Source organism: Bryocella sp. (assembly GCF_058498515.1).
The window spans coordinates 45,099-67,890 of the sequence record NZ_JBMHYI010000066.1 but is presented as its reverse complement, the minus strand read 5'-3'; the positions used below and the strand labels follow the sequence as shown (position 1 = coordinate 67,890).

Annotated in this window: 23 protein-coding genes; 12 read left to right on the top strand and 11 right to left on the bottom strand. The window is 63.2% G+C overall.

What is annotated here, in order from left to right; all coding sequences use genetic code 11:
- Nucleotides 1-75: 75 nt before the first annotated feature.
- Nucleotides 76-1,257: a TIGR03435 family protein gene (locus AC5E6W_RS19370; RefSeq protein ID WP_491753981.1), complete on the bottom strand. Its 1,182-nt coding sequence runs from the start codon at nt 1,255-1,257 to the stop codon at nt 76-78.
- A gap of 119 nt (nt 1,258-1,376) precedes the next feature.
- The gene (tkt, locus tag AC5E6W_RS19365) at nt 1,377-3,389 is read right to left on the bottom strand and encodes a transketolase (protein WP_491753980.1); all 2,013 of its coding nucleotides are present in this window, start codon (nt 3,387-3,389) and stop codon (nt 1,377-1,379) included.
- A 299-nt stretch (nt 3,390-3,688) separates the two neighbouring features.
- Here tkt and AC5E6W_RS19360 point away from each other — a divergent pair, with 299 nt between their 5' ends.
- From AC5E6W_RS19360 to AC5E6W_RS19345, 4 genes are all read left to right on the top strand, one after another.
- Nucleotides 3,689-4,300 carry a hypothetical protein gene (locus AC5E6W_RS19360; RefSeq protein WP_491753979.1) on the top strand — a complete coding sequence of 204 codons (612 nt, stop codon included), beginning with the start codon at nt 3,689-3,691 and terminating at the stop codon, nt 4,298-4,300.
- Nucleotides 4,301-4,366: 66 nt separating this feature from the next.
- Nucleotides 4,367-5,053, top strand: coding sequence for a hypothetical protein (locus AC5E6W_RS19355; protein ID WP_491753978.1), 687 nt, complete (start codon nt 4,367-4,369; stop codon nt 5,051-5,053).
- Between the two features lie 64 nt (nt 5,054-5,117).
- Nucleotides 5,118-5,705, top strand: a complete 588-nt coding sequence (gene pyrR / locus AC5E6W_RS19350) for a bifunctional pyr operon transcriptional regulator/uracil phosphoribosyltransferase PyrR (RefSeq protein WP_491753977.1) — start codon at nt 5,118-5,120, stop codon at nt 5,703-5,705.
- A 114-nt stretch (nt 5,706-5,819) separates the two neighbouring features.
- Nucleotides 5,820-7,187: an MFS transporter gene (locus AC5E6W_RS19345; protein WP_491753976.1), complete on the top strand. Its 1,368-nt coding sequence runs from the start codon at nt 5,820-5,822 to the stop codon at nt 7,185-7,187.
- Between the two features lie 40 nt (nt 7,188-7,227).
- Here the strand turns inward: AC5E6W_RS19345 and hemL are convergent, their stop codons facing one another.
- Entirely contained in the window at nt 7,228-8,550 is a 1,323-nt protein-coding gene (gene hemL / locus AC5E6W_RS19340) for a glutamate-1-semialdehyde 2,1-aminomutase (protein WP_491753975.1), read from the bottom strand.
- A 75-nt stretch (nt 8,551-8,625) separates the two neighbouring features.
- On the opposite strand from hemL, the gene purM reads away from it, so the two are divergent.
- Entirely contained in the window at nt 8,626-9,708 is a 1,083-nt protein-coding gene (gene purM, locus AC5E6W_RS19335; RefSeq protein ID WP_491753974.1) for a phosphoribosylformylglycinamidine cyclo-ligase, read from the top strand.
- A 152-nt stretch (nt 9,709-9,860) separates the two neighbouring features.
- Nucleotides 9,861-10,496 carry a phosphoribosylglycinamide formyltransferase gene (gene purN / locus AC5E6W_RS19330; protein ID WP_491753973.1) on the top strand — a complete coding sequence of 212 codons (636 nt, stop codon included), beginning with the start codon at nt 9,861-9,863 and terminating at the stop codon, nt 10,494-10,496.
- 440 nt (nt 10,497-10,936) lie between these two features.
- On the opposite strand, the gene AC5E6W_RS19325 is transcribed toward purN, so the two are convergent.
- A complete protein-coding gene (locus tag AC5E6W_RS19325; protein WP_491753972.1) occupies nt 10,937-11,998 on the bottom strand; it encodes a site-2 protease family protein in 1,062 nt (353 codons plus the stop codon).
- Nucleotides 11,999-12,296: 298 nt separating this feature from the next.
- Between AC5E6W_RS19325 and AC5E6W_RS19320 the strand changes: the two genes are divergently transcribed.
- Entirely contained in the window at nt 12,297-12,914 is a 618-nt protein-coding gene (locus tag AC5E6W_RS19320) for a MerR family transcriptional regulator (protein WP_491753971.1), read from the top strand.
- 9 nt (nt 12,915-12,923) lie between these two features.
- Here the strand turns inward: AC5E6W_RS19320 and AC5E6W_RS19315 are convergent, their stop codons facing one another.
- Nucleotides 12,924-14,084: an FAD-dependent oxidoreductase gene (locus tag AC5E6W_RS19315; protein ID WP_491753970.1), complete on the bottom strand. Its 1,161-nt coding sequence runs from the start codon at nt 14,082-14,084 to the stop codon at nt 12,924-12,926.
- Nucleotides 14,085-14,159: 75 nt separating this feature from the next.
- Here AC5E6W_RS19315 and AC5E6W_RS19310 point away from each other — a divergent pair, with 75 nt between their 5' ends.
- Nucleotides 14,160-15,746, top strand: a complete 1,587-nt coding sequence (locus AC5E6W_RS19310; RefSeq protein ID WP_491753969.1) for a lipid II flippase MurJ — start codon at nt 14,160-14,162, stop codon at nt 15,744-15,746.
- Between the two features lie 109 nt (nt 15,747-15,855).
- Here AC5E6W_RS19310 and iscX read toward each other — a convergent pair whose 3' ends face one another.
- Together iscX and AC5E6W_RS19300 are read right to left on the bottom strand one after the other, a co-directional pair.
- Nucleotides 15,856-16,080 (bottom strand): Fe-S cluster assembly protein IscX, encoded by a 225-nt coding sequence (iscX, locus tag AC5E6W_RS19305; RefSeq protein ID WP_491753968.1) that lies wholly within the window; start codon nt 16,078-16,080, stop codon nt 15,856-15,858.
- A gap of 16 nt (nt 16,081-16,096) precedes the next feature.
- On the bottom strand, nt 16,097-16,525 hold the full coding sequence (locus AC5E6W_RS19300) for a VOC family protein (protein ID WP_491753967.1): 429 nt from the start codon (nt 16,523-16,525) through the stop codon (nt 16,097-16,099).
- Nucleotides 16,526-16,672: 147 nt separating this feature from the next.
- Between AC5E6W_RS19300 and AC5E6W_RS19295 the strand changes: the two genes are divergently transcribed.
- Nucleotides 16,673-17,692, top strand: coding sequence for a radical SAM protein (locus AC5E6W_RS19295; RefSeq protein WP_491754088.1), 1,020 nt, complete (start codon nt 16,673-16,675; stop codon nt 17,690-17,692).
- A 112-nt stretch (nt 17,693-17,804) separates the two neighbouring features.
- On the opposite strand, the gene AC5E6W_RS19290 is transcribed toward AC5E6W_RS19295, so the two are convergent.
- From AC5E6W_RS19290 to AC5E6W_RS19280, 3 genes are all read right to left on the bottom strand, one after another.
- Entirely contained in the window at nt 17,805-18,455 is a 651-nt protein-coding gene (locus AC5E6W_RS19290; protein WP_491753966.1) for a DsbA family protein, read from the bottom strand.
- 104 nt (nt 18,456-18,559) lie between these two features.
- Complete coding sequence (locus AC5E6W_RS19285) at nt 18,560-18,847, bottom strand: type II toxin-antitoxin system RelE/ParE family toxin (RefSeq protein ID WP_491753965.1); 288 nt, start codon at nt 18,845-18,847, stop codon at nt 18,560-18,562.
- Entirely contained in the window at nt 18,838-19,107 is a 270-nt protein-coding gene (locus AC5E6W_RS19280) for a ribbon-helix-helix domain-containing protein (protein WP_491753964.1), read from the bottom strand. The genes AC5E6W_RS19285 and AC5E6W_RS19280 overlap by 10 nt, the downstream gene beginning before the upstream one ends.
- A gap of 90 nt (nt 19,108-19,197) precedes the next feature.
- On the opposite strand from AC5E6W_RS19280, the gene AC5E6W_RS19275 reads away from it, so the two are divergent.
- On the top strand, nt 19,198-20,712 hold the full coding sequence (locus AC5E6W_RS19275; RefSeq protein WP_491753963.1) for a DNA recombination protein RmuC: 1,515 nt from the start codon (nt 19,198-19,200) through the stop codon (nt 20,710-20,712).
- 21 nt (nt 20,713-20,733) lie between these two features.
- Here AC5E6W_RS19275 and AC5E6W_RS19270 read toward each other — a convergent pair whose 3' ends face one another.
- Entirely contained in the window at nt 20,734-20,922 is a 189-nt protein-coding gene (locus AC5E6W_RS19270) for a hypothetical protein (RefSeq protein WP_491753962.1), read from the bottom strand.
- Nucleotides 20,923-21,200: 278 nt separating this feature from the next.
- Between AC5E6W_RS19270 and AC5E6W_RS19265 the strand changes: the two genes are divergently transcribed.
- A complete protein-coding gene (locus AC5E6W_RS19265) occupies nt 21,201-21,437 on the top strand; it encodes an acyl carrier protein (RefSeq protein WP_263369484.1) in 237 nt (78 codons plus the stop codon).
- A gap of 40 nt (nt 21,438-21,477) precedes the next feature.
- On the top strand, nt 21,478-22,731 hold the full coding sequence (gene fabF, locus AC5E6W_RS19260; RefSeq protein ID WP_491753961.1) for a beta-ketoacyl-ACP synthase II: 1,254 nt from the start codon (nt 21,478-21,480) through the stop codon (nt 22,729-22,731).
- Nucleotides 22,732-22,792 lie beyond the last annotated feature (61 nt).

Sequence of the window (22,792 nt, the reverse complement as noted above, 5' to 3'; positions counted from 1 at the left end):
CGCTTCCCTCGCCTTCGAGATTACCGTTGCTCGCGGTGCGGAGCCAAGCGCGAGGGCGGATAGTGGGCAGGGCGATCAGTTGGCGGAGGGGTGATCGACCTTGTGGACGAGGTAGACCGGGGCGCTGGAGCGGGTGGCATCGACCTTGAGGCCGAGCTGCTCCTGGATGGCGGTGAACAATACGGGCGGAGCGTCGGCCTCCATGGCTGGAGGAGCGTCGTCCCTGGTCCAGCGCAGGCGGAAGTCGTAGCGGCCTTCGAGACCGGTATGGTTCACGACGGGCCGGTCCTCGGAGAAGCTCAGCTCGCTGGCAAACTCGTCCATGGTGATGTTGCTGTAGCGGTAGCTCTGGACGCCGTTGTTCCCATTTCCCGAGGCATCGGGAAGATTGGTCTTTGCGGCGCTCCTGGTGAGGCGCGGCGCGTCCTTGGTGGTGATGATGGCGTAGACGGGGATCTCACGCGTGGTGGCTTCCATCTGCAGGCCGAAGCGTTCGGCGAGGAGCTTGCGATACATGGCGCGGAGCTGGGGGAGGCTGGGTTGGCCGGGGATGTCGGCGATCGAGTCGATGGTCCACTTCTCGGAGCTGACCCACGCGGGCGCTTCGAGGACCTGGGAGCGGTGGATGTCGTAGGCGAAGCAGATGATGTCCCGCACAGACTCGTTGAGGGACCGGTAGCGATTGCCGTCGAGCTGAAAGCCGCTGCTGTGGCCGTCAGGATCGGCAACCTTGATGGTGGCCACCTCGAAGGTAGGGTCAGCGGTGAGAGGCATCGCAGCGTCGACGTGAGGAAGCTCCCAGGCGGCGTCGCCAGTGACGTGAACGAGCTTGAGAGGAACGCTATTGCCGTGGGTGGTCCAGATGCCGGTGAGGGCGCCATCGGGGCTGAAGCTGCCGGAGAAGCCGACCTGGATATTTGCGACGGAGAACGCGAGGTGGTCCTTGGTGGTCTCCAGAGAGCTGGTCGCGTGGGGCCACTCGGCGTTCTCGCCATCGAGGAGATACACGACCCCCTGCTTGCCACCGGCGCCGTTGAGCAGCAGTACGATGCGCAATGGGGATGGGCCTTCGGTGGTGCCCTGCCATTGGCCAGAGTCGTTGGATGGGGTCTGGGCGTGAGCACGGATCGTTGCCGCGCCGAAGCTCAGGACTGCCAGCACCATAGCAGCGACGATGCGGGTCACCAGCAGCGCGACAGAGGCGTGGGGGTTCGCTGGTTCGGACTGGCGGCTGGCGGGTCGGCGGATGGGGATCATGCGCAACTCCTGAAAAAGAGGATCTGCTGCAGATACGCGACGACCGCTTCGGTTGTTCCAGTGGACTCACAAAAGCAAAAGGCCGGAGCGATTGCTCGCTCCGGCCCCGTGCGTTTTGCTTACTTCTTGACCAGGCCTTTGGCAGCCTCGACCACATGGGCGACCGAGATGCCGAGCTTTTCGAGGGCGATGGGGCCCGGAGCCGACGCGCCGAAGCGGTCGATGCCGATGGCCACGCCATCCGAACCGATGTACTTGTACCAACCCATGGTGGCGCCGGCCTCGATGCCAATCTTGGGCACGCCGGCCGGGAAGATCGACTTCTTGTACTCGGGGGTCTGCTCCTCGAAGATCTTGAAGCTGGGCATGGAGACGACGGTGGCGTTGATGCCCGCGGCCTTCAGCTCATCGGCTGCCGCAAGTGCGAGCGAGACTTCCGAACCGGTGGCGGCGATCACCAGGTCCGTGCCGAAGTTCTCGAGGATGTACGCTCCCTTGCGGGCTCCCTCGAAGACCTTGTACTTCTCGGCATCGATCACGGGCAGGTCCTGACGGCTGAGAGCCATGAAGCTGGCGCTCTTGCGCTCGAGGGCCAGCTGCCAGCAGGCAGCGGTCTCGTTCGCGTCCGCGGGACGGAAGTCGGTGAGCTGGGGGATGGCGCGCAGGCTCATCAGGTGCTCGATGGGCTGGTGCGTGGGACCGTCTTCGCCGAGGCCGACGGAGTCGTGGGTGAAGATGTACAGCGAGTGGGTGCTCATGAGAGCTCCCATGCGCAGCGCCGAGCGGCAGTAGTCGGAGAAGGTGAAGAACGTGGAGCCGAACGGGATGAGGCCACCGTGCGCCGCCATACCGTTGACGGCAGCCATCATGCCGAACTCACGGACGCCGAAGAAGACGTTGCGGCCCTTGGCGTCGCCATGGAAGTTGCCCGAGTCCTTGAAGATGGTCTTGGTGGAGCTGGTCAGGTCGGCTGCGCCGCCAAACAACTCCGGAAGCACTGCGCCTACGGCGTTCAGGACGACCTGGCCGGCGTTTCGCGTAGCCACGGGCTTGGCGGTGGGGAAGGTCGGAACCGATTTCTCCCAGCCTTCGGGAAGCTTTGCGGCAAAGACTCGCTCGTACTGGGCGGCCAGCTCCGGGAACTCTTTCTTGTAGGCATCGAAGCGCTCGTGCCATGCGGCTACAGCAGCCTTGCCCCTGGGAATCGCCTGACGCCACACCTTGAGGGCTTCTTCAGGGACGACGAAGCTCTGCTCGGGATCGAAACCGAAGAACTTCTTGGTCTCCTTCGTTCCTTCCGGCCCGAGGGCTTCGCCGTGCACAGCCTTGGTGCCGGCGCGCGGTGCGCCGTAGCCGATGACGGTGCGGACGCGGATCAGCGAAGGCCGGGTGCGTTCCATCTTTGCGGCCTCGATGGCCTTGTTCAACTCATCGAGGTTGTTGCCGTCCGAGACGAACTGTACGTGCCAGTCGTAGCCCTCGAAGCGCTTGGTGACGTCCTCGGTGTAGCTGAGGTCGGTGGGGCCGTCGAGCGAGATGAGGTTGTCGTCATACAGCACGATGAGCTTGCCCAGCTGGAGGGTGCCCGCGAGAGAAGCGGACTCGTGCGAGATGCCTTCCATCAGGTCACCATCGCCGCAGAGGACGTAGGTGTAGTGGTCGACGATCTTGTACTCGTTGTTGTTGTAGACGGCACCGAGGTGCTTCTCCGCCGCCGCGAGGCCGACAGCCATCGCGAAACCCTGGCCGAGCGGACCGGTGGTGACTTCGACGCCGGGCGTCTCGCCGTACTCGGGGTGACCCGGGGTGTGCGATCCCCACTGGCGGAAGCTCTTGAGCTGCTCCATCGGGAGATCGTAGCCGGCCAGGTGCAGAGTGCCGTACAGCAGCGCGGAGGCGTGGCCGTTGGACAGGACGAAGCGATCGCGGTCCGACCACAGAGGCTCCGTCGGGTTGTACTTCATGAACTTGTTGTAGAGCAGGTAGGCAATCGGCGCGCATCCCAGGGGGGCGCCGGGGTGGCCACTATTGGCCTTCTGCACCTGGTCGACGGCCAGAAGCCGGAGAGTGTTGATCGCCAATTGCGTCACGTCCGCTGTCAGCGGCGCTGCATCCTGATGCTGTTCGCTCATTCCTGTCCTCAACGAAAAAATGTCACGAGCCGCAGCCGCTCCACCGACGGGGCGGCGCTCTCTGTCACTCGCAAAACCGTGGCTTTAGTGTACTCGTCCTCTTTGCGGGAGCGTGAATCTCTTCCGAGCCGCGCGGGTCACCTCTAAAGGATGGGGCAACGAGGGTGCGGGTCCCAAAAAATCTTCGGGAACGAACGGAAAACTCGAGAAACTATTGGGGAACTATCGGGGAATCCCCGTCGTATGCTGATCTGCACAGCGAATCTGGCGGAGAACCATGTCTCCGCCATGGAGGACGCATGAAGATCAACCTCGCAGCGGCCGTCTCGGCCACCCTGACGCTCGCGCTGATTACCGGCTGCCGGGTCAGCGACCAGGAGCACGGCGACAAAAAGAACGTGAATATTTCGACGCCGTTCGGGTCGATGAGTGTGAACACGGACGAGAAGTCGGACACCTCGGCGATCGGGCTGAGCGTGTATCCAGGCGCCACTCCTTACAAGGATGGCGACGGCGACCACAAGAACAATGGATCGGCTGACATCAACCTGAGCTTCGGGGACTTCCACCTCGGGGTGAAGGCGGCCAGCTTCATCACTCCAGATTCGCAGAATAAGGTGCTGGCCTTCTACAAGAAGGAGCTGGCGCGCTATGGTGACGTGATCACGTGCCGCGGTGACTCCACGGTGGGCGAGCCGAGCCGCACCGCGCAGGGCCTTACCTGCTCGGAGCATAAGAAGGGTCACGTCAACACCGACATCAAGGCCCTCGACGACCATGACCTGGAGCTGCGCGCCGGCAGCGAGCAGCATCAGCACATTGTGGGCGTGGAGGACCGGAACGGCCAGACCAAGATCGGGCTGGTCGCGCTGGACCTTCCGGTGAGCCATAGCAAGGATGAGGTCGAGTAGGGGGTTACGTTGGGTGGTGGACCTGCCCGTTTGCCGCCAGCCCGCTGCACGCATACCCTGTGAAGAGTGATCGACCGCCTCTGCCCGCGCTGCCATACCCGACTCGAGCTCGAGGAGTCGTCGCTGGTGTTCTGTTTCCATTGCGGTGCGCCGCAGGTGTTGCTGAGCCAGGACCTGCGCGAGGCGGCCGAGCAGCAAGCCCCCGTCGACGCTGACGGCCTGGCGCAGGTGGCGGTGACTCCGGAAGACCCTGCGGCCATCCAGTGGCGGCCGATGATGCGACTTTCGCTGATGGTCAGCGCCGGGTTCTCGTTGTTTGTCTTTGCCCTGGCGCCGCTGTCACTGCTGGTGCCGGCGGTTACGCTTTCTCTGTACGCCAGCCGTTACCGTCAGGCTCGAATCACGGCTGGTCTTGGAGCGCGGATCGGCTTGCTCTGCGGGCTGTTCCTGGCGTCCATCGTGTCGATCATCGCGGCCCTTAGCTCCCTGGGCGTGCGGCTGCGCACCCACGGCGTGACCAGCGCGGACGTGGCGCTGAACGCGCAATTCCAGCAGTTCCGGGACCAGCTTTCGGCGCAGCATGTTCCCGACGTGGCCGCGTCCACCAGCTTTCTGAACATCCCTGAATTTCGCGCCGGGCTCATGCTGTGCGGTGTGGTGATGGCAATCGCCGTCTTCCTCGCGGCCATCAGCGCGGCGGGCGCGGTGGCGGGCTATGCCCGGTCCCGCACCACCGGCCGCGCGGTCCTATAAGCGGCTGGCGAGTGTGTGAGATCACGCGATCCCCAGCCGGGGCGCTGCTATGATTGCAGCCATTATGAGTGAAGCCACCACCGCTACGACCGACACCCGTTCGCCCCGCCTCCGTGAGAAGGGCCGCCTGATGTCCGCCTCCGAGATCGAGCGCACGCTCGTCCGTCTGGCCCATGAGATTGTGGAGCGCAACAATGGAGCGTCGAACATCGGGCTCGTCGGCATCAAGCGCCGCGGCGTGCCGCTGGCGCAGCGCATCGGTGCGCTGATCGAGAAGATTGAGAAGACGCCCGTTCCCGCGGGTACGCTGGACATCAGCTTCTATCGCGACGACCTCTCGACCGACGGTCCGCGACCGACAGTGAACAAGGGCGAGCTGGGCTTCGACGTAAACGGCAAGGACATCATCCTGATGGACGATGTGCTGTACACGGGACGGACGATCCGCGCGGCGCTGGATGCGCTGTTCGACCACGGCCGCCCGAAGAGCGTGCAACTGCTGGTGCTGATCGATCGCGGTCACCGCGAGCTTCCCATTGAGGCACGATTCATCGGCCGCACTGTTCCCACGAGCCGCCGCGAGATCATCGAGGTGAAGCTGCGCGAGATCGATAACGATGAGCAGGTTCTGCTGGTGGAGTTGATCGACTAACGCTCTAACTGCCACGAAACAAACCAGGGGCGTCTCCACAGCGTAACTACGCGGGAGACGCCCAAAGTTTTGCTGCTACCATTCCTTCACCCCAACATCTAGAGAGTTCTGACCATGGAACAGAGCCAGAATCCAGCCGTCGACGAGCGCGTCGAGGCCACCGAAGCTATTCCCATTCCACAGCCGACCGCACCGGCTGAGCCGCTCTCGATGGGCGCTGTGCTGAAGATTGCGCCGATGCGGCGGCTCTGGTATGCGCAGATCGTTAGCGTGTTTGGCGACTTCCTGGCGCTGTTCGCGATCATCACGATCATGACCTTCGACATGCATGCGACGCCGCAGCAGGTGACCGGACTCAACATCGCCTACCTGCTGCCGATCGCGGTGCTGGGCGTGATCTCGGGTGTCTTTGTCGACCGCTGGCCGGTGAAGCTCACGCTGGTCGGCAGCGACTATATCCGCGCGTGCCTTTGCCTGCTGCTGTTCTTCGTGCACAGCATCACGGGCTTCTACGTCGTGATGGCGACGATCAGCATCTTCTCAAGCTTCTTTTCGCCGGCGCAGGGCGTGGCGCTGCGGTCCATCGTTCCGATGCATGGGCTGCGGTCGGCGAATGCGCTCATGCAGCAGGTCATGTTCATTATGCGGATCATCGGCGGCCCGATCGCGACGACGCTGGTGCACTACACCGGTCCGAGGCTCTGCTACGGCGTGGATGCGGCGAGCTTCCTCGCGTCGGGCTCGCTGATTGCATCGCTGGCGTTGACGATCCCGAAAAGGCCAGCTGCTGCGCCCACGGAGGCTGCAGCGGCGGCGAAGAAGGGTGTGGCCAGCATTCTGGAGGACATGAAGGTCGGCTCGGGGTTCATCTTTCACCACGCTGCGCTGCTGTTCGTGATCGTGGCGCTGGCGGCGGGCATGTTCGTGATGGGCTGCTTTGGGCCTCTGATCGCGATCTATGTGCGCGACACGCTGCGTGCGTCGACAAACACGTTCGGCGTCACGAGCGCTTCCATTGGCATCGGTCTGCTGGTCGGTGTGAACGCGTTGAACGCATTTGCCAAGCGGATTGCCAATACGACGCAGGTGTACCTTGGGCTGGGCGGCATTGCGTTGGGAACGCTGCTGCTGGCGCTCGCGCCAATCGCCAGCTTTGTGGTGCTGCACGTCGCCATGCCGATCGCGATTACTGTGTTCGGGTGCTTCCTGATCGGCTTCGCGTGTGCCGGAATTATTGTGCCTTCGCAGACACTGATCCAGCAGGAGACGCCACAGGAGCTGATGGGCCGCGTGGGGTCGACAACGATGTCGGCGATCTTTTCTGCGCAGATCGCGGGGCTGCTGCTCTCGGGCATCCTGGCGAACCATACCAGCGTGCGGAGTGTGTTCGCGATCTGCACGGGGATGCTGGTGGCGCTGGTGATTGCGGGCAAGCTATGGATGGAGCCGGAGCCGCATGAAACAGGCGCTCGTACAACGTAGAACGTACAACGTTGTACGTTCTACGTCGCACGAAGAATCCCTACTTCAACACGGCCTTCAGCGCATCGGCTGCGGCTTCGAGGATGTGCGCTACTTCCGCTTCGCCGATCGCCGTCGAGACGAATGCGGCTTCGAACTGGCTGGGCGGCAGCCAGACGCCGGCTTCGAGCATGGCGCGATGGAAGCGGCCAAAGGCGGCGGTGTCGCTGGTGCTGGCGCTGGCGAAGTCGGTGACATTTTCCGGCGTGAAGAACCAGGTGAACATGCTGCCGACGCGGTTGGTAGTGAGAGCGATGCCATGTTCGGCGGCGAGCTTGGCTACGCCTTCGGCGATCTTCCTGGTCGTGGCGTCGTTCTGCGGGTAGATCGTGTCCTTGTTCGCGAGGATTTCGGTGAGCATCGTCTTGCCTGCGGCCATGGCCAGCGGATTGCCGCTGAGCGTGCCCGCCTGGTAGACGGGGCCGAGTGGGGCGAGCATCTTCATCACGTCGAGACGGCCGCCGAAGGCTCCTACTGGAAGTCCACCACCAACGATCTTGCCTAGAGTCGTCAGGTCGGGAGCCGACTCACCTTGATCCATGCCGAAGTAGCCTTGCGCTCCACCCTTGGAGAGGCGGAAGCCGGTCATCACCTCATCGAAGATGAGCAGCGCGCCATGGCGGCGGGTGATTTCGCGCAGACCGGCGAGGTAACCCGGTGCGGGCGCGATGGTCCCGGCATTGCCGACGACGGGTTCGACGATGACGCAGGCGATCAGGTCCGGGTGTGCGGCGAAGGCGGCTTCGACTGCGCCAAGATCGTTGTAGGGGAGCGCGAGGGTGTGCATCGCGGTCTCGTCCGGCACACCGGCGGAGCCGGGAATGCCGAAGGTGGCAACGCCCGACCCGGCTTTGACGAGTAGAGCATCGGCGTGGCCGTGGTAGCAGCCCTCAAACTTGATGACGAAGGGCCGGCCGGTGAATCCGCGCGCTACGCGGATGGCAGACATGCAGGCCTCGGTGCCGGAGCTGACGAAGCGCATGGACTCGATCGAGGGAAAGCAAGCGTTGACCAGCTCGGCGAGTTCGGCCTCGGCGGCGGTGCTGGCGCCGAAGGATGGGCTGCGGCCTGCGGCGTCGCGGATGGCTTCGACCACCGGAGGCCAGGCATGGCCGAAGAGCATCGGTCCCCAGCTGCCAAAGAGGTCGACGTAGCGGTTGCCGTCGGCGTCGACGAGGTAGGCTCCCTCGCCGCGCTCCACAAACGGCGGATGCCCACCCACAGCGCGGAAGGCCCTCACCGGCGAATCCACGCCTCCCGGCAGCCAGCGCTGCGCCTTCTCCTCAAGCTGAGCCGAACGTGTGCGATCCGTGATCTTTCTCATGCCGTAAGTATATGAGCGGCTGGTACACTTCCCGTGAAGCCAGGCACTGATCCTCCTCTTCGTAAGGTGGTTGTCTTGAGCAGGTTTCCCGCGGAGTCCAACCCTCCGACCCCGCCCTTGAGCGAGGAAGAAGAACTGGCTGCGCGCGCGACCTGGCTCGGCGACCGGTACCTTCAGTCCAACGACCGCATCAAGGGCCTGGCCCGCCGCACCTTCAGCAAACAGGTATTGAGCGAGCTGGGAGGCTACTCCGGGCTGTATGCGCTGGATGCCGAGCGCTATCCCGAGCCTGTGCTTGTCGCGTCGTCTGCGAGCATTGGAGCGAAGCTGGAGTTTGCGGCGCAGATGGGGCTGCATGGCGTGCTGGGCGCGGACCTGGTGAATCATTGCGTGAACGATGTAGCCGTGCAAGGAGCGACGCCACTCTACTTCATGGATTACTTCGCGGCGGGACGGCTCGATCCGCAGATCGTCGAGCAGGTTGTCGGCGGGTTGGTGGACTCGTGCAAGGCCAACGGTTGTGCCTTGCTGGGCGGCGATACTGCGGAGCGGCCGGGACTGCTGCGCGAGAACGAGTATGAGCTGGCAGGCTTCCTGACCGGGGTGGTCAGCCGGGCGCGATTGCTCGAGGCCGAGCATATTCAGGACGGCGACTTGATGCTCGCGCTGCCTTCCAATGGATTGCACAACACAGGCTTCGATCGGGCGCGGCATGGGTTGCTGGACACCGGGCACTACCAGATCGAGCAATACGTGAATGCGCTGCAGGACAAGGTCGGCGCCGCGCTGCTGCGACCGCACCGCAGCTACCTGGCGCCGATCCGCAAGCTGATCCAGGCGGACTGCTCGCACGGCTTTGCGCACATTACGTCGGGTGGCATTACTGACAGCCTTCCGCGCGCGTTGCCGCGCAGCCTTGCGGCCCACGTCGATCTTTCCAGCTGGGAGGTGCCGCCACTTTTCCAGCACCTGCGCGAGCTTACCGAGCTGGATCAACATGACATGCTGCGGACGTTCAACATGGGCGTGGGGCTGGTGGCGTTCGTTCCTCCGGCGCTGCTGCCCAAGGCGCGGGCGGTGCTGCATCGCATCAACGAGCGCAGCTGGCTGCTGGGCCGCGTGGTGCGGGCTCCGCAGCGCAAGGTGCAGTACGTCTGATTGCGCCACCGAGGCGCACTCTCCCGCGAGAACGCCTGAGCTCATGCCGAGACACCCGTGGCCTGGCCAGGTGAGCAAGGTGCTGTAGAGGTGCGAGGTCAGCAGGTACCGAGGTACGAGCAGGTCTGCTCTGGACTGCTACCCTTAAAGGGATGAGTTCTTCTCCTACTCGCATTGGCATTCTGATCAGCGGCCGCGGCTCCAACTGCATGGCCATCGTTCGCGCGGTACAGGAAGGCCGACTTCCTGGCTGCGAGATCGCGGTCGTGCTCTCGAATATCGCCGGCGTCGCGGGCATCGAAGCCGCGCGTGAGGCTGGCGTTCCCGCGATCACCCTGGAGAGTAAAGGCCGCCCTCGCGTGGAACATGAGCAGGCCGTAACTGCGCTGCTGGAGGAGTTCGGTGTCGAGCTGGTGTGCCTGGCCGGCTACATGCGGTTGCTCTCAGAGGAATTCACGCGGCGCTGGAGCGGGAGGATGCTGAACATCCATCCATCGCTGCTGCCGGCGTTCGCGGGGCTGCATGCGCAACGGCAAGCGCTGGAGTATGGCGCACAGGTTACGGGCTGCTCCGTGCACTTCGTCGATGAGGTGATGGATGGTGGCGTGCTGATCCTGCAACGCACTTGCGCGATTCTGCCTGAGGACACGGAGGAGACGCTGTCCGCGAGGTTGCTCGACGAAGAGCACAAGGCCTATGTGGAGGCGATTGAGCGGGTGGTCAGTGGAGAGTATGCGGTGGTGGGGCGGAGGTATTTGAAGAGCGAGGGATTAGGGATTAGGGATTAGGGGACAGCACCCAACTCACAAAAGGGGTCACTCACTCCAGGACTTCAACGTGCGTTCCGGGAACTTGTCCCGGTGTCTAACGGACTGCCACGCTTGCCAGCTGCGAAACACGAGATGCTGGCAGCCCGCTCATTCGCAAATGCCAGGGAGCCGGAAACTATGCAACCCGTGACCACCGAGAGTTCTTCCGACGCGCAGTTAGCCGTTTCGCTGGCGCGGTTGTGGCCCAACAGAGAGCACGAGTCCAATGCCGTGGCCGGGCTTCTTTGTCGCGCGGGGGTGCATTATTGGAGACGGCTGGACCTGGCGGATCAGGCGCCAGGCAGAGACGTTCGCTTCTGCTTCTGGTGCTCGAAGGTCGAGATTGATGGAGTGGTTTACACGCCCTAGGGACGGGCGCGGTGAATTACAGCCAGCGGCCTTGGGCGCAATCCTGCGGTCTACATTCCCTGGACTTGCGAGCGCAGCAGCAATGCTCCCAGACCGATGGCGAGCACCTGAAAGATCGCGAAGATCTTGCCGGAGGTTTCCTCGGGCGCGACGTCGCGGCCCAGAGCTCGCCATCCCATGCCGAGGCCGAGGATCAGGAAGATCCAGTGGGTGTTCGGGCCGGTGGGATCGGCGCCTGGGTTCATGCTCACGGTGAGGCCGAAGAAGAGAAGGAAGGTCGCTGCCATCAGGATGCGCTGCATGCGCGAGAGAGCGATGACTGCCTGCGCTCCATCGAAGGCGAAGATGAAGGCGATGGGAAAGAGGTTGAAGAGGTTGATCCACGCGCCTAAATAGGCCATGAGGTGGAAGAAGGGCGAGTGCGTGAAGAAAAAGATCACGTACGCGATCACAGCGACGGCGAGGCCCATCATGGGCCCGGCGAGCGCGATGATGCCGAGGTCCTCGCGATTGACTCCCTGGCCGTACCAGCGGACGTAGGCTCCGAAGCCGGGGAGGAAGACGGGGAGATCGACGGGCAAGCCGCGACGCTTGACGGCGATGTAGTGACCCATCTCATGCAGGCCCACGGTGAGCACCAGCGCGGAAGCAAAAGCCCAGCCAAAGAGCGCCCAGTAGACGCCGAAGTAGGCCAGAAAGCTGAGCAAGAACTTGGCCTTGAAGAGCAGGAAGAGCCAGCTCTTGGCCTTGAGGAGGAAGAGCGCGATGGGAGCGAAGGGCCCGAGGCGCTTGCTCCACTTGGCCTTCTGCGACTCTTCGGCGGCGAGACGGCTGTCGATCTGCGCGATGTGCTGGCGAATGCTGGCGGCCTGGCGGGTGTCTTCGGGAAGCCACTGCAGGGTGGAGGTCCAGCGCTCGCGGGCTTCCGTCCATTTCTGCGCCTGCTCCAGCTGCTGCGCCTGGGCGGCGACCACCGAAAGATGCGCTCCGTAGGTCAGGGTCTGGCAGTCCGGGCAGGCCAGTGTTCCATCCGACAGCCAGTGGCTGCAGTTGGGGCAGCTATGAATTACCTCCGGCGCAATGTTTTCGTTTCCAACCAACGTGGCAGACATACTCCTGAAGCCCTCGCTCTCTATCTTATTGGACACGAAGCGGCGCGGTTCGATGCGGCGAGGCGGAGGGGCCGCAGGCGGCCGTAACGATCACTCTCCCGGCGGCGAATCGACTAACCTGCACTCTTCATGGTGCTTTCATGGTGGTGTGCGGCGGTGCGGCGGCGGCAAAACCTCAAGCGGCGCTTGAAGCGGGGTTAACTCGCGGGGTTCACGCTGCAAGTGGAAGACTCAAAAGGAGAACCCCCCCTTTTTCCACCGCTCGTCTGCGACGCCACCTATACTTGCGGTGAGACGGATGCCAGCACATAACCCAATCCGGAAGCCCACGGCGAAGACGCCGGAGATCCCCGACAAGCTGTACTTCCGCATCGGGGATGTGGCTCGCATCTGCGAGGTGCCGGCGTATGTGCTTCGGTTCTGGGAGAGTGAGTTCCCGCAGCTGAAGCCGAACAAGGGCGGCACCGGCCAGCGGCTCTATCGCCGCAAGGATGTCGAAGTGGCGCTGCGCATCAAGACGCTGCTCTACGACCAGGGCTATACGATTCCCGGCGCGCGGCAGGTCTTCAAGGCAGAAGGCAAGGCGAAGGAGAGCACAACGTTTGCCGCCGAACCGGCAACGACAGCGACAGCGCCCGCACCTCCTCCCACATTGATGCCCGTGCGCGATGCGCAGCCCAGTGCGCAGGTGGCGTCCATCACGACGCTGCGCCGCGATGCCGCAATGCAGTTGTTGCGTGACGATCTTCGTGCGCTGGCGGCGATTCTCGCGCGACCGGTAAACCTGGAGAACGAGGCTACGCCAACGACCCCCGCCAAGCTGCGCACGATGCGGCCGCGGCTGGTGGAGCGGAGCGGCGAGAAGTCCGACAAGCCCAGCGAGCGGTTCCAGGGCGATCTCTTCACCACCGAATAGAAGCTCGCGCTAGCGGTTTTTCAGCTCCGAAATCTTCTCCGCCATGGCATGTTGCAGCGCGGGGATGTGCCCGACGAGTTCCATGAGCGCATTGCGTGCGCTGCGGAGCAAAGGAGAATCCACGGTCGCAATGCGAGTCATGACATCCGTCATGGAGACGACTCCGCGCGCGATCCTGAGCCGGTCTTTCTCCCACTTGTCGAGGGCTGCTTCATTGCCGGATTGCAGCATTTGCGCCAGAGCCTCTGCCAGCGAGACGGCGTCCTGAATGCCGGTGTTCATGCCTTGTCCACCGGCGGGACTGTGCACATGGGCAGCATCGCCGGCAAGCAGGATGCGACCGCTGCGAAGCTGCTTCGCCACGCGGTGATGGACGTGAAAGCGCGAAGACCATACGAGAGTCTTGACCTGCGCGGGTCGCGCCGACGGGCCGCGCTCCGAGAGGATCTGCTGAAACAGATCTGCCGGAGGATTTTGTGGAGCGTTCGTTTTGACGGTCGCGATGACGCGGAAGCGGTCCGGCGCTTGCGGCAGCGGTACGACGACGACGATGCCTTCGGGTGAGAGGAAGAGCTGCCCTTCGTCGTGACCCAGCGAGCAATCCATGGTCAGGTCGCCAAGGACGAACTCTTCCTCGTAGTCGCCGCCTTCGAAGGGAATTCCTGCAGCCTGGCGAACGATGCTGTGACCACCATCGCAAGCCACGACCCATCCGGCTTCCACGCTTTCGGTACGGTCGTCGTGCTGCAGCGTAAGCCGTACGCTGGCTGAGGCGGGCTCCGCTCTGACGACCTCGGCAGGACGCGTTACCTTGCCGCCGCGAGCTTCGAGCGCATCGAGCAGGAGAGCTTCGGTGCGGTCCTGCGGGATGATGAGCGCGAAGGGATACTTCGTCTCGCCGGCGAGGAGGCTGAGGTCAAACGAGGCGATCTCGCGATCGCGTTCGCGCACGTGAAACTGGTCTGCGCGAATGCCTTCAGCGAGAAGCTTCACCGTGACGCCGGAGGGCTCCAGCACCTCCAGCGTACGAGCATGCACCACCACGGCACGCGAGGTGTTCTGCTGGGCTGCGAGGCGGTCATAGACCGCCGGCCGGATGCCACGGCGAAGCAGTTCTTCCGCCAGTGCGAGGCCGGTGGGCCCAGCGCCCACGATGACGATGTCTTCCATTGGTGCTCCTGTTCTTCGCTCGACAACCCTACACGCCGGAGAGTCTACGGCATCAACATTAGAATGGAGAGACGCATGAGCGCATCTCCCACCGGGCAAAATCAGGCTGTAGCCTCAGCGCTTCCCGCGGAGAAGAAGACCCATACCGCGGGCTCGGCGGCGATGCTGCTGATGGCGAGTGCGCTGCTCTCCGGGTTGCTGGGGCTGGTGCGCATCAAGTATGTGAACTTCCTGTTTGGCGCAGGGCCCGCACAGGACGCGTACCGCGCGGCGTTCGCGCTGCCGGATCTGCTGGCCTACTTCCTCATCGGCGGCGCGGCGTCGATCTCGGTCATCACGATTCTGAACCGCTATCTTTCAGCGGGCGATGAGGAGGGCGCGGACCACGCGCTCTCGGTGATCCTGAACAACATGCTCGTGGTGCTGGGCGTGGGTGTGCTTCTGGCCGAGATCTTTGCGCCGCAGTTCATCTGGCTTGCGAACAAGGGCTTTCGCGGCGACGAGCTGCGCAGCGGTCTCGCGACCACGATGACGAGGATCATTCTTCCGGGGCAGGTGTTCTTCTTCTTCGGCAGCGTGATGGGCTCGCGCCTGCAGGTGCGGAAGATCTTCGTCTACCAGGCGATTGCTCCGCTGCTCTATAACCTGGGAATCCTTGCAGGTGCGTTCTTCCTGCATAAGCAGCTGGGGGTGGTGTCGCTCGCCGTGGGCGTTACGGGCGGCTTCCTCTTCGGCAACGCGCTGCTGAATTCGGTTGGTGCGTTCCGCTCCGGGCTGCGCTATACGCCGGTGGTGCGATTCAGCGACCCCGCTTTCAAGGAGTGGCTGCAGCTTTCGCTGCCGCTGATGATCGGTGTGTCGCTGGTGATGTTCGACCGCCAGTTCCTGAACTACTTCGCGTCGACGCGCGAGGGGGGGATCACGCTGATTGGCAATGCGAAGGACCTGTTCAACGCACCATTCAATGTGATCGGCCCCGCGGCGGGAGCGGCTTCGCTTCCCTTCTTCGCGTCGCTCTATCAACGCAAGATGGCGTGGGAGTTTTCGGCGTCGGTGACACGTGCGGTGTCGCGGCTGGCCTGCGTCGGCTTCCTCGTCTCGGCATGGATGATCGCCGTCGCACCGTGGCTGATGGACCTGTTCCGCGGAGGAAAATTCAACCGCGCGAATGCTGGCGCGACGACCCACCTGTTCGTATTGCTGGCGTTCACGCTGAGTATCTGGGCGGTGCAGGGTATCTACGCGCGTGCGTTCTACGCAGCGAGCGACACGAAGACGCCGGCGATCATTGGCACGGTGGTGACGGTGCTCTCGGCTCCGCTCTACTGGGCTCTCTTCCACACGCTCGATCTGACGGGCCTGGCGCTGGCTTCGGATCTCGGCATCCTCGTGCAGACGGGGACGCTGGCGGTTCTGCTGCATAAAAAGCGGCTGGTCTCGATTGCGCAGCTGGAGTTTGGAGAGATGGGGCGATCCGCGCTGGCTGCGCTGCTGGCCTTCGGTGCGGCTTACGCGGCAGCCCATGCGATGCCGTCCACCACCACGCATCCGGGCGACCTGATCACGATCATCATAGGCTCACTGGCTTGGGCGGTGGTGGCGTTCGTGGTGCTTACGGTGACGGGGTCGAAATTGCCGAAGCAGTTGGTGAGAAGCAAGTGAGTAGTGAATAGTGAGTAGTGAAGAAGGGCAAACGGCCAGCTTCAAGCCCCGATAGCTTCGTGGTGATTCGTTTCTCACTATTCACTGTTGTTCCACTATTGACTGTCTTTTATTGACTGTCTTTCGCTTCCTCATACTCTTCATGCCAGGCGAGCTGGATGGCTTCGAGGGTCTTCTCGTTGGACTTGGCGGGGTCGCCGACGAAGCCGGGGAGCTGGGTGACCCACTTGTGCAGGTCAGTGAAGCGGACGGAGTAGGGGTCGGTGTCGGGGAACATTTCCTGCAGTTGAATTCCAATTTCCAGTACGTCGGACCAGTCGATCTCGTGCGGCATAATTTCTCCTCGAGCTTCAGTCTACCGAAGGCTGCACGGGCCACTGGAGGGTGATGCCGTGGCCGTCTGGATCGCGGAAGCTGAGGGTGCGAAAGCCATACTTGGCGAGGCTGGGCGGATCGCAGGCGATGCCGGCGGCCTGGAGCTGTTGGTACGCTGCATCGACGTCGGGGCAACCGAAGAACAGCCACGCGCCGAAGCGCTGCTCGGGGCCGGCAGGGCGTTGGGGTGGGCGCTCGCCGGTGTCGTACTCGGTGTTGAGCATGAGGCGGACGTCGCGCTGACCGAGCATGCACCAGTGGAAGTGCTCGACGCCGTCGATGACTTCATAGGTGGGTGAGCGCGAGAGGACTTCCAGGCCTAGCAGCCCGGTGTAGAAGCGGACGGAGGTGGGCATATCGTAGACGCTGAGCAGCGTTTGGACATTCTGAACTGGGATGGACATGGCGGGGTCCTCGGAGTGGGAGTCTCGAAGTCTCAATATGCCGTCCGCGATAGAATAAATCCTGCGATGTCGACCGAAACCCAGCCCGTCCCTCCGGCCTCTCCGAGCTCGTCGCGCTTTGTTCCGCCGCCCGCGAGCGCGCGTCGGATGACCGCGAAGCGCCGTCTCATTGCGGCCTCGCGACGCATGCGCGAGCTCGCGTCCATTGGCTGGGCGCTTGCCGATACGGCGCACCCGTACATGGCGCAGATCGTGCCGATGCGGCGCTGCAACCTGGCCTGTACGTACTGCAACGAGTACGACGACCACTCCAAGCCTGTGGACCTGACCGAGATGGAGCGCCGCGTTGCGCACCTGGGTAAGCTGGGCACGTCGGTCATCACCATCTCCGGCGGCGAGCCATTGCTGCACCCTGAGATCGAAGGCGTGATCCGTGCGATCCGCAAGACCGGCGCGATTGCCGGCATGATCACGAACGGCTACCTGCTGATGCCGGAGAAGATCAAGGCGCTGAACGAGGCGGGGCTCGATCACCTGCAGATCTCGATCGACAACGTGATGCCGGATGAGGTCTCGAAGAAGTCGCTGAAGGTGCTGGACGCCAAGCTGCGCATGCTGGCCGAGCATGCCGACTTCCACGTGAACATCAACAGCGTGGTGGGCGGCGGTATTGCCGACCCGAACGATGCGTACGTCGTCTCCACGCGGGCGCTGGATCTGGGCTTCAGCTCGACCATCGGCATCATTCACGATGGGTCCGGGCAGCTGAAGGCGCTGGGAGCCGAGGAGCGCAAGACCTGGGACGCGGTGCGCAAGCTCACGCGACGCAGCTACTCGCGCTTCAACCACTTCCAGGAAGCCATCGCCAATGGCAAGCCGAACGACTGGCGCTGCCGCGCGGGCTCGCGCTACCTGTACGTGTGCGAGAACGGCCTGATTCACTATTGCTCGCAGCAGCGCGGCTACCCGGGCGTGCCGATTGCGGAGTACTCCGCTGAGGACGTGAAGCGGGAGTTCCTGACGGAGAAGTCCTGCGCGCCCAACTGCACCATCAGCTGCGTGCACCAGGTGAGTTACATCGACCACTGGCGGGGTGAGCAGTCGAATGCGATCACGCCGGGTGGCGCGGGGCATGGTGCTGATTCGGGGCTGGTGCAGATTCAGTAGGGCCGACTTATCGCACGCGGTCAAGAGCTAACGACAAATGCCGAACCCATTGGGTTCGGCCTTTGTGCTGACCGCGTGAGCGGCTGGCGATCCTCGCTGACGAGAAGCGCGCCTAACGCGCCACGTTCTTGTGCGCGGCCGGGGCTCCGCCTTCGTGGGCGGCTTCGGCCTGGGCCTGGTCGATGGCGGTGTAGAGCTGCATCACGTCCTTGACCTGGATCCAGTGGTGATTGGTGACGACGAGGATGGTGGGGGTCTCGCGGAGGCCTAGTTTGTCGCCGAGGGCGGAGTCAGCCTCGACTTCGCGGGTGAACTTACCGGTGGGGTCGACGACGAAGGGCAGCGACTTGCCGCCATGGTTCTTGAGGTAGGCTTCGGTGAACTGCTTCAGGTCGTCCTGGCTGGCGATGCGGAACTGCGAGGCGAAGACCTGGCGGCGGTAGTCGGTCGCGGCGTCGAAGCTGATGGTGTCCTGGATCCAGCGGGCGTAGATCGCCGCGGTGCGGCTCCAGATGTGGCCGGGGATGAGGAAGTCATGCCGCTCGAGCGGGATGTGATACTTCGCCACGGCCTCATGCACGATGGGGAAGGCGTGCGCGCACGCCGGGCACTCGAGGTCTTCCCACTCGATGACCGCGACCTTGGCGCCGGCCGGCGGCTTGAGCATCGAGGTGTCCTTGTAAGGCGACACCTGGTTGGGAGGGACAGAGGTCTGGGCAGCTGCGATTCCGCAGCCCGTTGCCAACGCTACAGCCAAAGCCAATGCACGATTCATACCCATGTGACGCAAGTGCCAGTCCTTTGCGAGCAAGCGTGCTCTCTGTGCATATTTGAACACAGGAGTGGCGGCCACTTCTCAGCGGCAAGCTAGAACCTGATGCGCGGCAAGTCCCGCGCGCCGTGCAGGACCCGACGGATCGAAACCGAGCTTTCGCCGATCCGGAAGAGGATCAGATATCGGCCAAACACGGCGACGCGAATTCCCGGGGCGATATCCGGGCGGGCTTCGTAGGCGAATGGATGCTGAGCGATCTCGTGGAATTCTTCCCGCAGCTCTCGGAGAAAGCTGGTGGCGCGGATCGGGCTGTCCCGCGCGATGTAATCTCCAATGTCAATGAGATCCCTTTCGACAGCCGGGGCGACCGTCAGTCGCATTTTCCGGGTGCATTCGAGGAGGAATAGCGGCTCTGGAGGCGGTCGAACATGGCATCGACATCGTCGATATCTTCGCCTGATTCGTCGGCTTCCCGCACCGCTCGCCGAAGTTCGATGGCGCTTGCCTCGCGTGAGGCCGTCCAGAGCGAGAGCGCATCGGCGACTGCCTCATCCGCGGAACGATACTCGCCTTCCTTGACTGCGAGACGAAGCTGGGAGGCCAGGTCTTCTGGGACAGAAACCGTAAGCGGCTCAGCCATAGGAGTTCTCCTGAGATCAATGTACTCCTGCGGTGCCTCAAGATTCGAGGGGTGCTATTCTCCCAGACAGCGAAGCGAAGGAAAACCGAAATGCTACCCGTACTGATTTCCCTCCAGATTGTTACCCTGCTGGCCCTCGTCGGGCTTTGGATCGCCTCGCGAAAGCCTGCGGCGAGTGTCCACGATCCACGGTTGGAGCAGATGCTGGGCGGGGATCTGCCTTCGCGGCTGACGCGGCTGGAGACCCAGGCTGAGGCCACGGAGCGGACGTTGCGGGCGGAGCTCGCACAGTCGCGCCAGGAGGCTGCTGCAGAGGCTACGCGCTCGCGTGAGGCGGCCGCAAATGCCGCAGGGGCGCTGCGCACCGAGTTGCTCGGGACAGTGAACACCCTCGGCAAGACGCTGAGCGACGGGTTGGAGAGCTTCCGCGCTGATAACAAGGCGGGCAATGAGGCGCTGAGGCTAGCAGTCGAGGCGCAGCTGAATACCCTCACGCAGCGGCTGAATGCCTTTGCGGCGGATCAGGCCCAGGGACAGGCCAACGCCCGCGAGGCTCTGCACCAGAGCCTTGGGGACCTGAGTGCGAAGCAGGCCGGCGAGCAGGAGAAACTGCGCGAGAGTGTGCAGCAGGGCCTCCAGAGCCTTCGTGACAGCAATGAGAAGAAGCTCGAGGAGATGCGGAACACCGTAGACGAGAAGCTTCAGAGCACGCTACAGACGCGGCTGACGGAGAGCTTTGGGCAGGTGACGGATCAGCTGGCGAAGGTACACAGCGGGCTGGGCGAGATGAATACCCTCTCGGCGGGGGTCAACGATCTGAACCGTATCTTCTCGAATGTGAAGTCGCGCGGCGGGTTTGCCGAGGTGCAGCTGGGCAAGCTGCTGGAACAGGTGCTGGCGCCAGGGCAGTATCTCGAGAATGCGCGGGTGAAGGCCAACACGCAGGAGGTTGTGGAGTACGCGGTCAAGTTCCCTGGCTCGACCGGAGGGGATGTGTTGCTGCCGATCGATGCGAAGTTTCCGCGCGAGGACTGGGAGCGGCTGGAGACGGCGTACGAGCACGGCGATCAGGCCGACATCGAGCAGGCACGCAGGGCCTTCGACGGCGCTATCCGCACCGAGGGCAAGCGCATCTGCTCGAAGTACATCAACGAGCCGGTGACGACGCCCTACGCGATCATGTTCCTGCCGACGGAGGGCTTGTATGCCGAGGTGCTGCGGCGCGACGGGCTGCAGGCTGAGCTGCACCAGCAATGCCGCGTGATGGTCGCCGGGCCGTCGAACCTCTATGCGCTGCTGACAAGCTTCCAGCTGGGCTTCCGGATGCTGAACCTGCAGAAAAAGGGCAACATGGTTTGGGACGTGCTGCGCTCGGCGCAGACGGAGTTCACCAAGTTCGGAGATCTGATGGAAAAGATGGACAAGCAGGTGGGAACAGTCCAGAACACCATCCGAGACTTGGGAGTGAGGACCCGGGCGATCAATCGCACGCTACGGGATGTGAGCACGGACGGGGCTGCGGGCGGCTCAGAGGCTCTGCCTGCGGCGATGCAAGGGAATTTCGATGGCTTGCTGCCGATGCTGGCGGCGAGCGACGAGGAATAGTTTCTCGGTGACTGGCCGGGATCAGTCGGCGGGGGACTGGCTCTGCTCGCGTTCCTGTGAACGGCGGTCCTTGGCCTTGCGTCGGAGGTCGGCGTGGCCGTTATCGCGCAGGAAGGTCTTGCGGCGGCACATGGCGCACTCCCAGGGAAAGAGGCCGAACTTGGGAAGCAGCGTCTCCTCGAAAAACCCTTTGCGGTTGATGCGGCGCATGGCGTTGGATCCGCAATGCATACAGGTCTTTTGCGTCAAGGGGTTGCTCCGCTTCCGTTCTCATTCTCTTGGCCATGAGGTATTGCTTCGGACTCCATGCTACCGGAAATTCATTCAGGGCGACAATTTCCTCCGATGGATGCAGGAACCACCGCACCGGTTTGCTTTACACCCGCAGACCACCTCTATATGCTCTTTCCTTGAGGCTTCCAGACGGCTCTGCGGCCAGCGGGTCCGCATCCCACTCCCAAACGGAACCTGATTAGGAGATTTGCAAGATGGCAGCAGTAGACGAGAAGGTGAAGCAGATTATTGTCGAGCAGCTTCAGGTGGACGAGGCAGAAGTGACGCCGGGCGCGAGCTTCCAGGAAGACCTCGGCGCTGATTCGCTCGACGTTGTCGAGCTCGTCATGCAGTTCGAAGAGGCCTTTGACATCCAGATCCCCGACGAGGACGCCGAGAAGATCAAGACTGTCAAGGATGCCGTCGACTACATCGAGAAGAACAAGAAGTAGTCTCCCCAACGAATTCGAAACTTGAGGTTCTGAAAGTAAGATGTTGCAACAGCGTCGCGTCGTCGTGACCGGCATGGGCCTCCTTTGCGGCGTGGGCAACACGCAAGACCGCATCTGGGAGTCCCTTCTCGCCGGCAAGAGTGGAATGGCTGAGATCACGCAGTTCGATCTCACCGGCCACTCCGTCCGCTTTGCGGCCGAGGTGAAGGACTTCGACCCGCATCAGTTCGTGGACAAGAAGGAGGCCCGGAAGATGGGCCGCTTCATCCACTTCGCCATGGCCGCAGCCCATGAGGCCATGGAGCACTCGGGGCTGAAGATCACCGAGGAGAATGCGGAGCGCGTCGGTGTTCACATCGGTTCGGGCATCGGTGGCTTCGATGTCATCGAGCGCGAACACACGCAGCTGATGAACCACGGGCCGCGCCGCATTTCTCCGTTCTTCATTCCTGCAACGATCGTGAACCTCGCTGCCGGGCACGTTTCCATCCGGTACGGAGCGAAGGGACCGAACGAAGCGACTGCGACGGCCTGCACCACGTCGGCGCATGCCATCGGCGATGCCTACCGCATCATCGAGCGCGGCGACGCGGACGCGATGCTGGCGGGCGGCACGGAGGCGGCGATCACTCCGCTTTCGGTTGGCGGATTCGCGGCAATGAAGGCACTCTCCACCCGCAACGACGATCCTACCCACGCCTGCCGGCCCTTCGATAAGGACCGCGACGGCTTCGTGGTGGGCGAAGGCGCGGGCATCCTCGTTCTCGAGGAGCTGGAGTTTGCCAAGGCGCGCGGAGCGAACATCCTGGCTGAGATCGTGGGCTATGGCATGAGCGCGGATGCGTTCCACATGACCGGCATGGCTCCTGAAGGCGATGGCTGCCGCCGTTCGATGACCAATGCGATCAAGTCTGCAGGGATTCGTCCCGATCAGATCGGCTATGTGAATGCCCACGCGACGTCGACGCCGCTGGGCGATGCCCTGGAGTCGCAGGGGATCGAGAACACCTTCGGTGAGCATGCCACCAGCCACAAGCTGCTGGTCAGCTCCTCCAAGTCCATGACCGGCCACCTTCTCGGCGGCGCGGGCGGACTGGAAGCCGGCATCACAGTGATGGCGCTGATCCACCAGATCGTTCCGCCGACGATCAATCTCGAGAACGTGGACCCGGTGTGCCGCCTGAACTACGTGCCCAACACGCCGCAGGAAGCGAAGATCGAGTACGCGCTGTCGAACAGCTTCGGTTTCGGCGGCACGAATGGCTCGCTGGTGTTCAAGCGCTGGACTGAATAGGCTTCACCATCAATGCATCGCGGTGACCCTGGCTTCGGCCGGGGTCTTTCCGTCTGCCGAG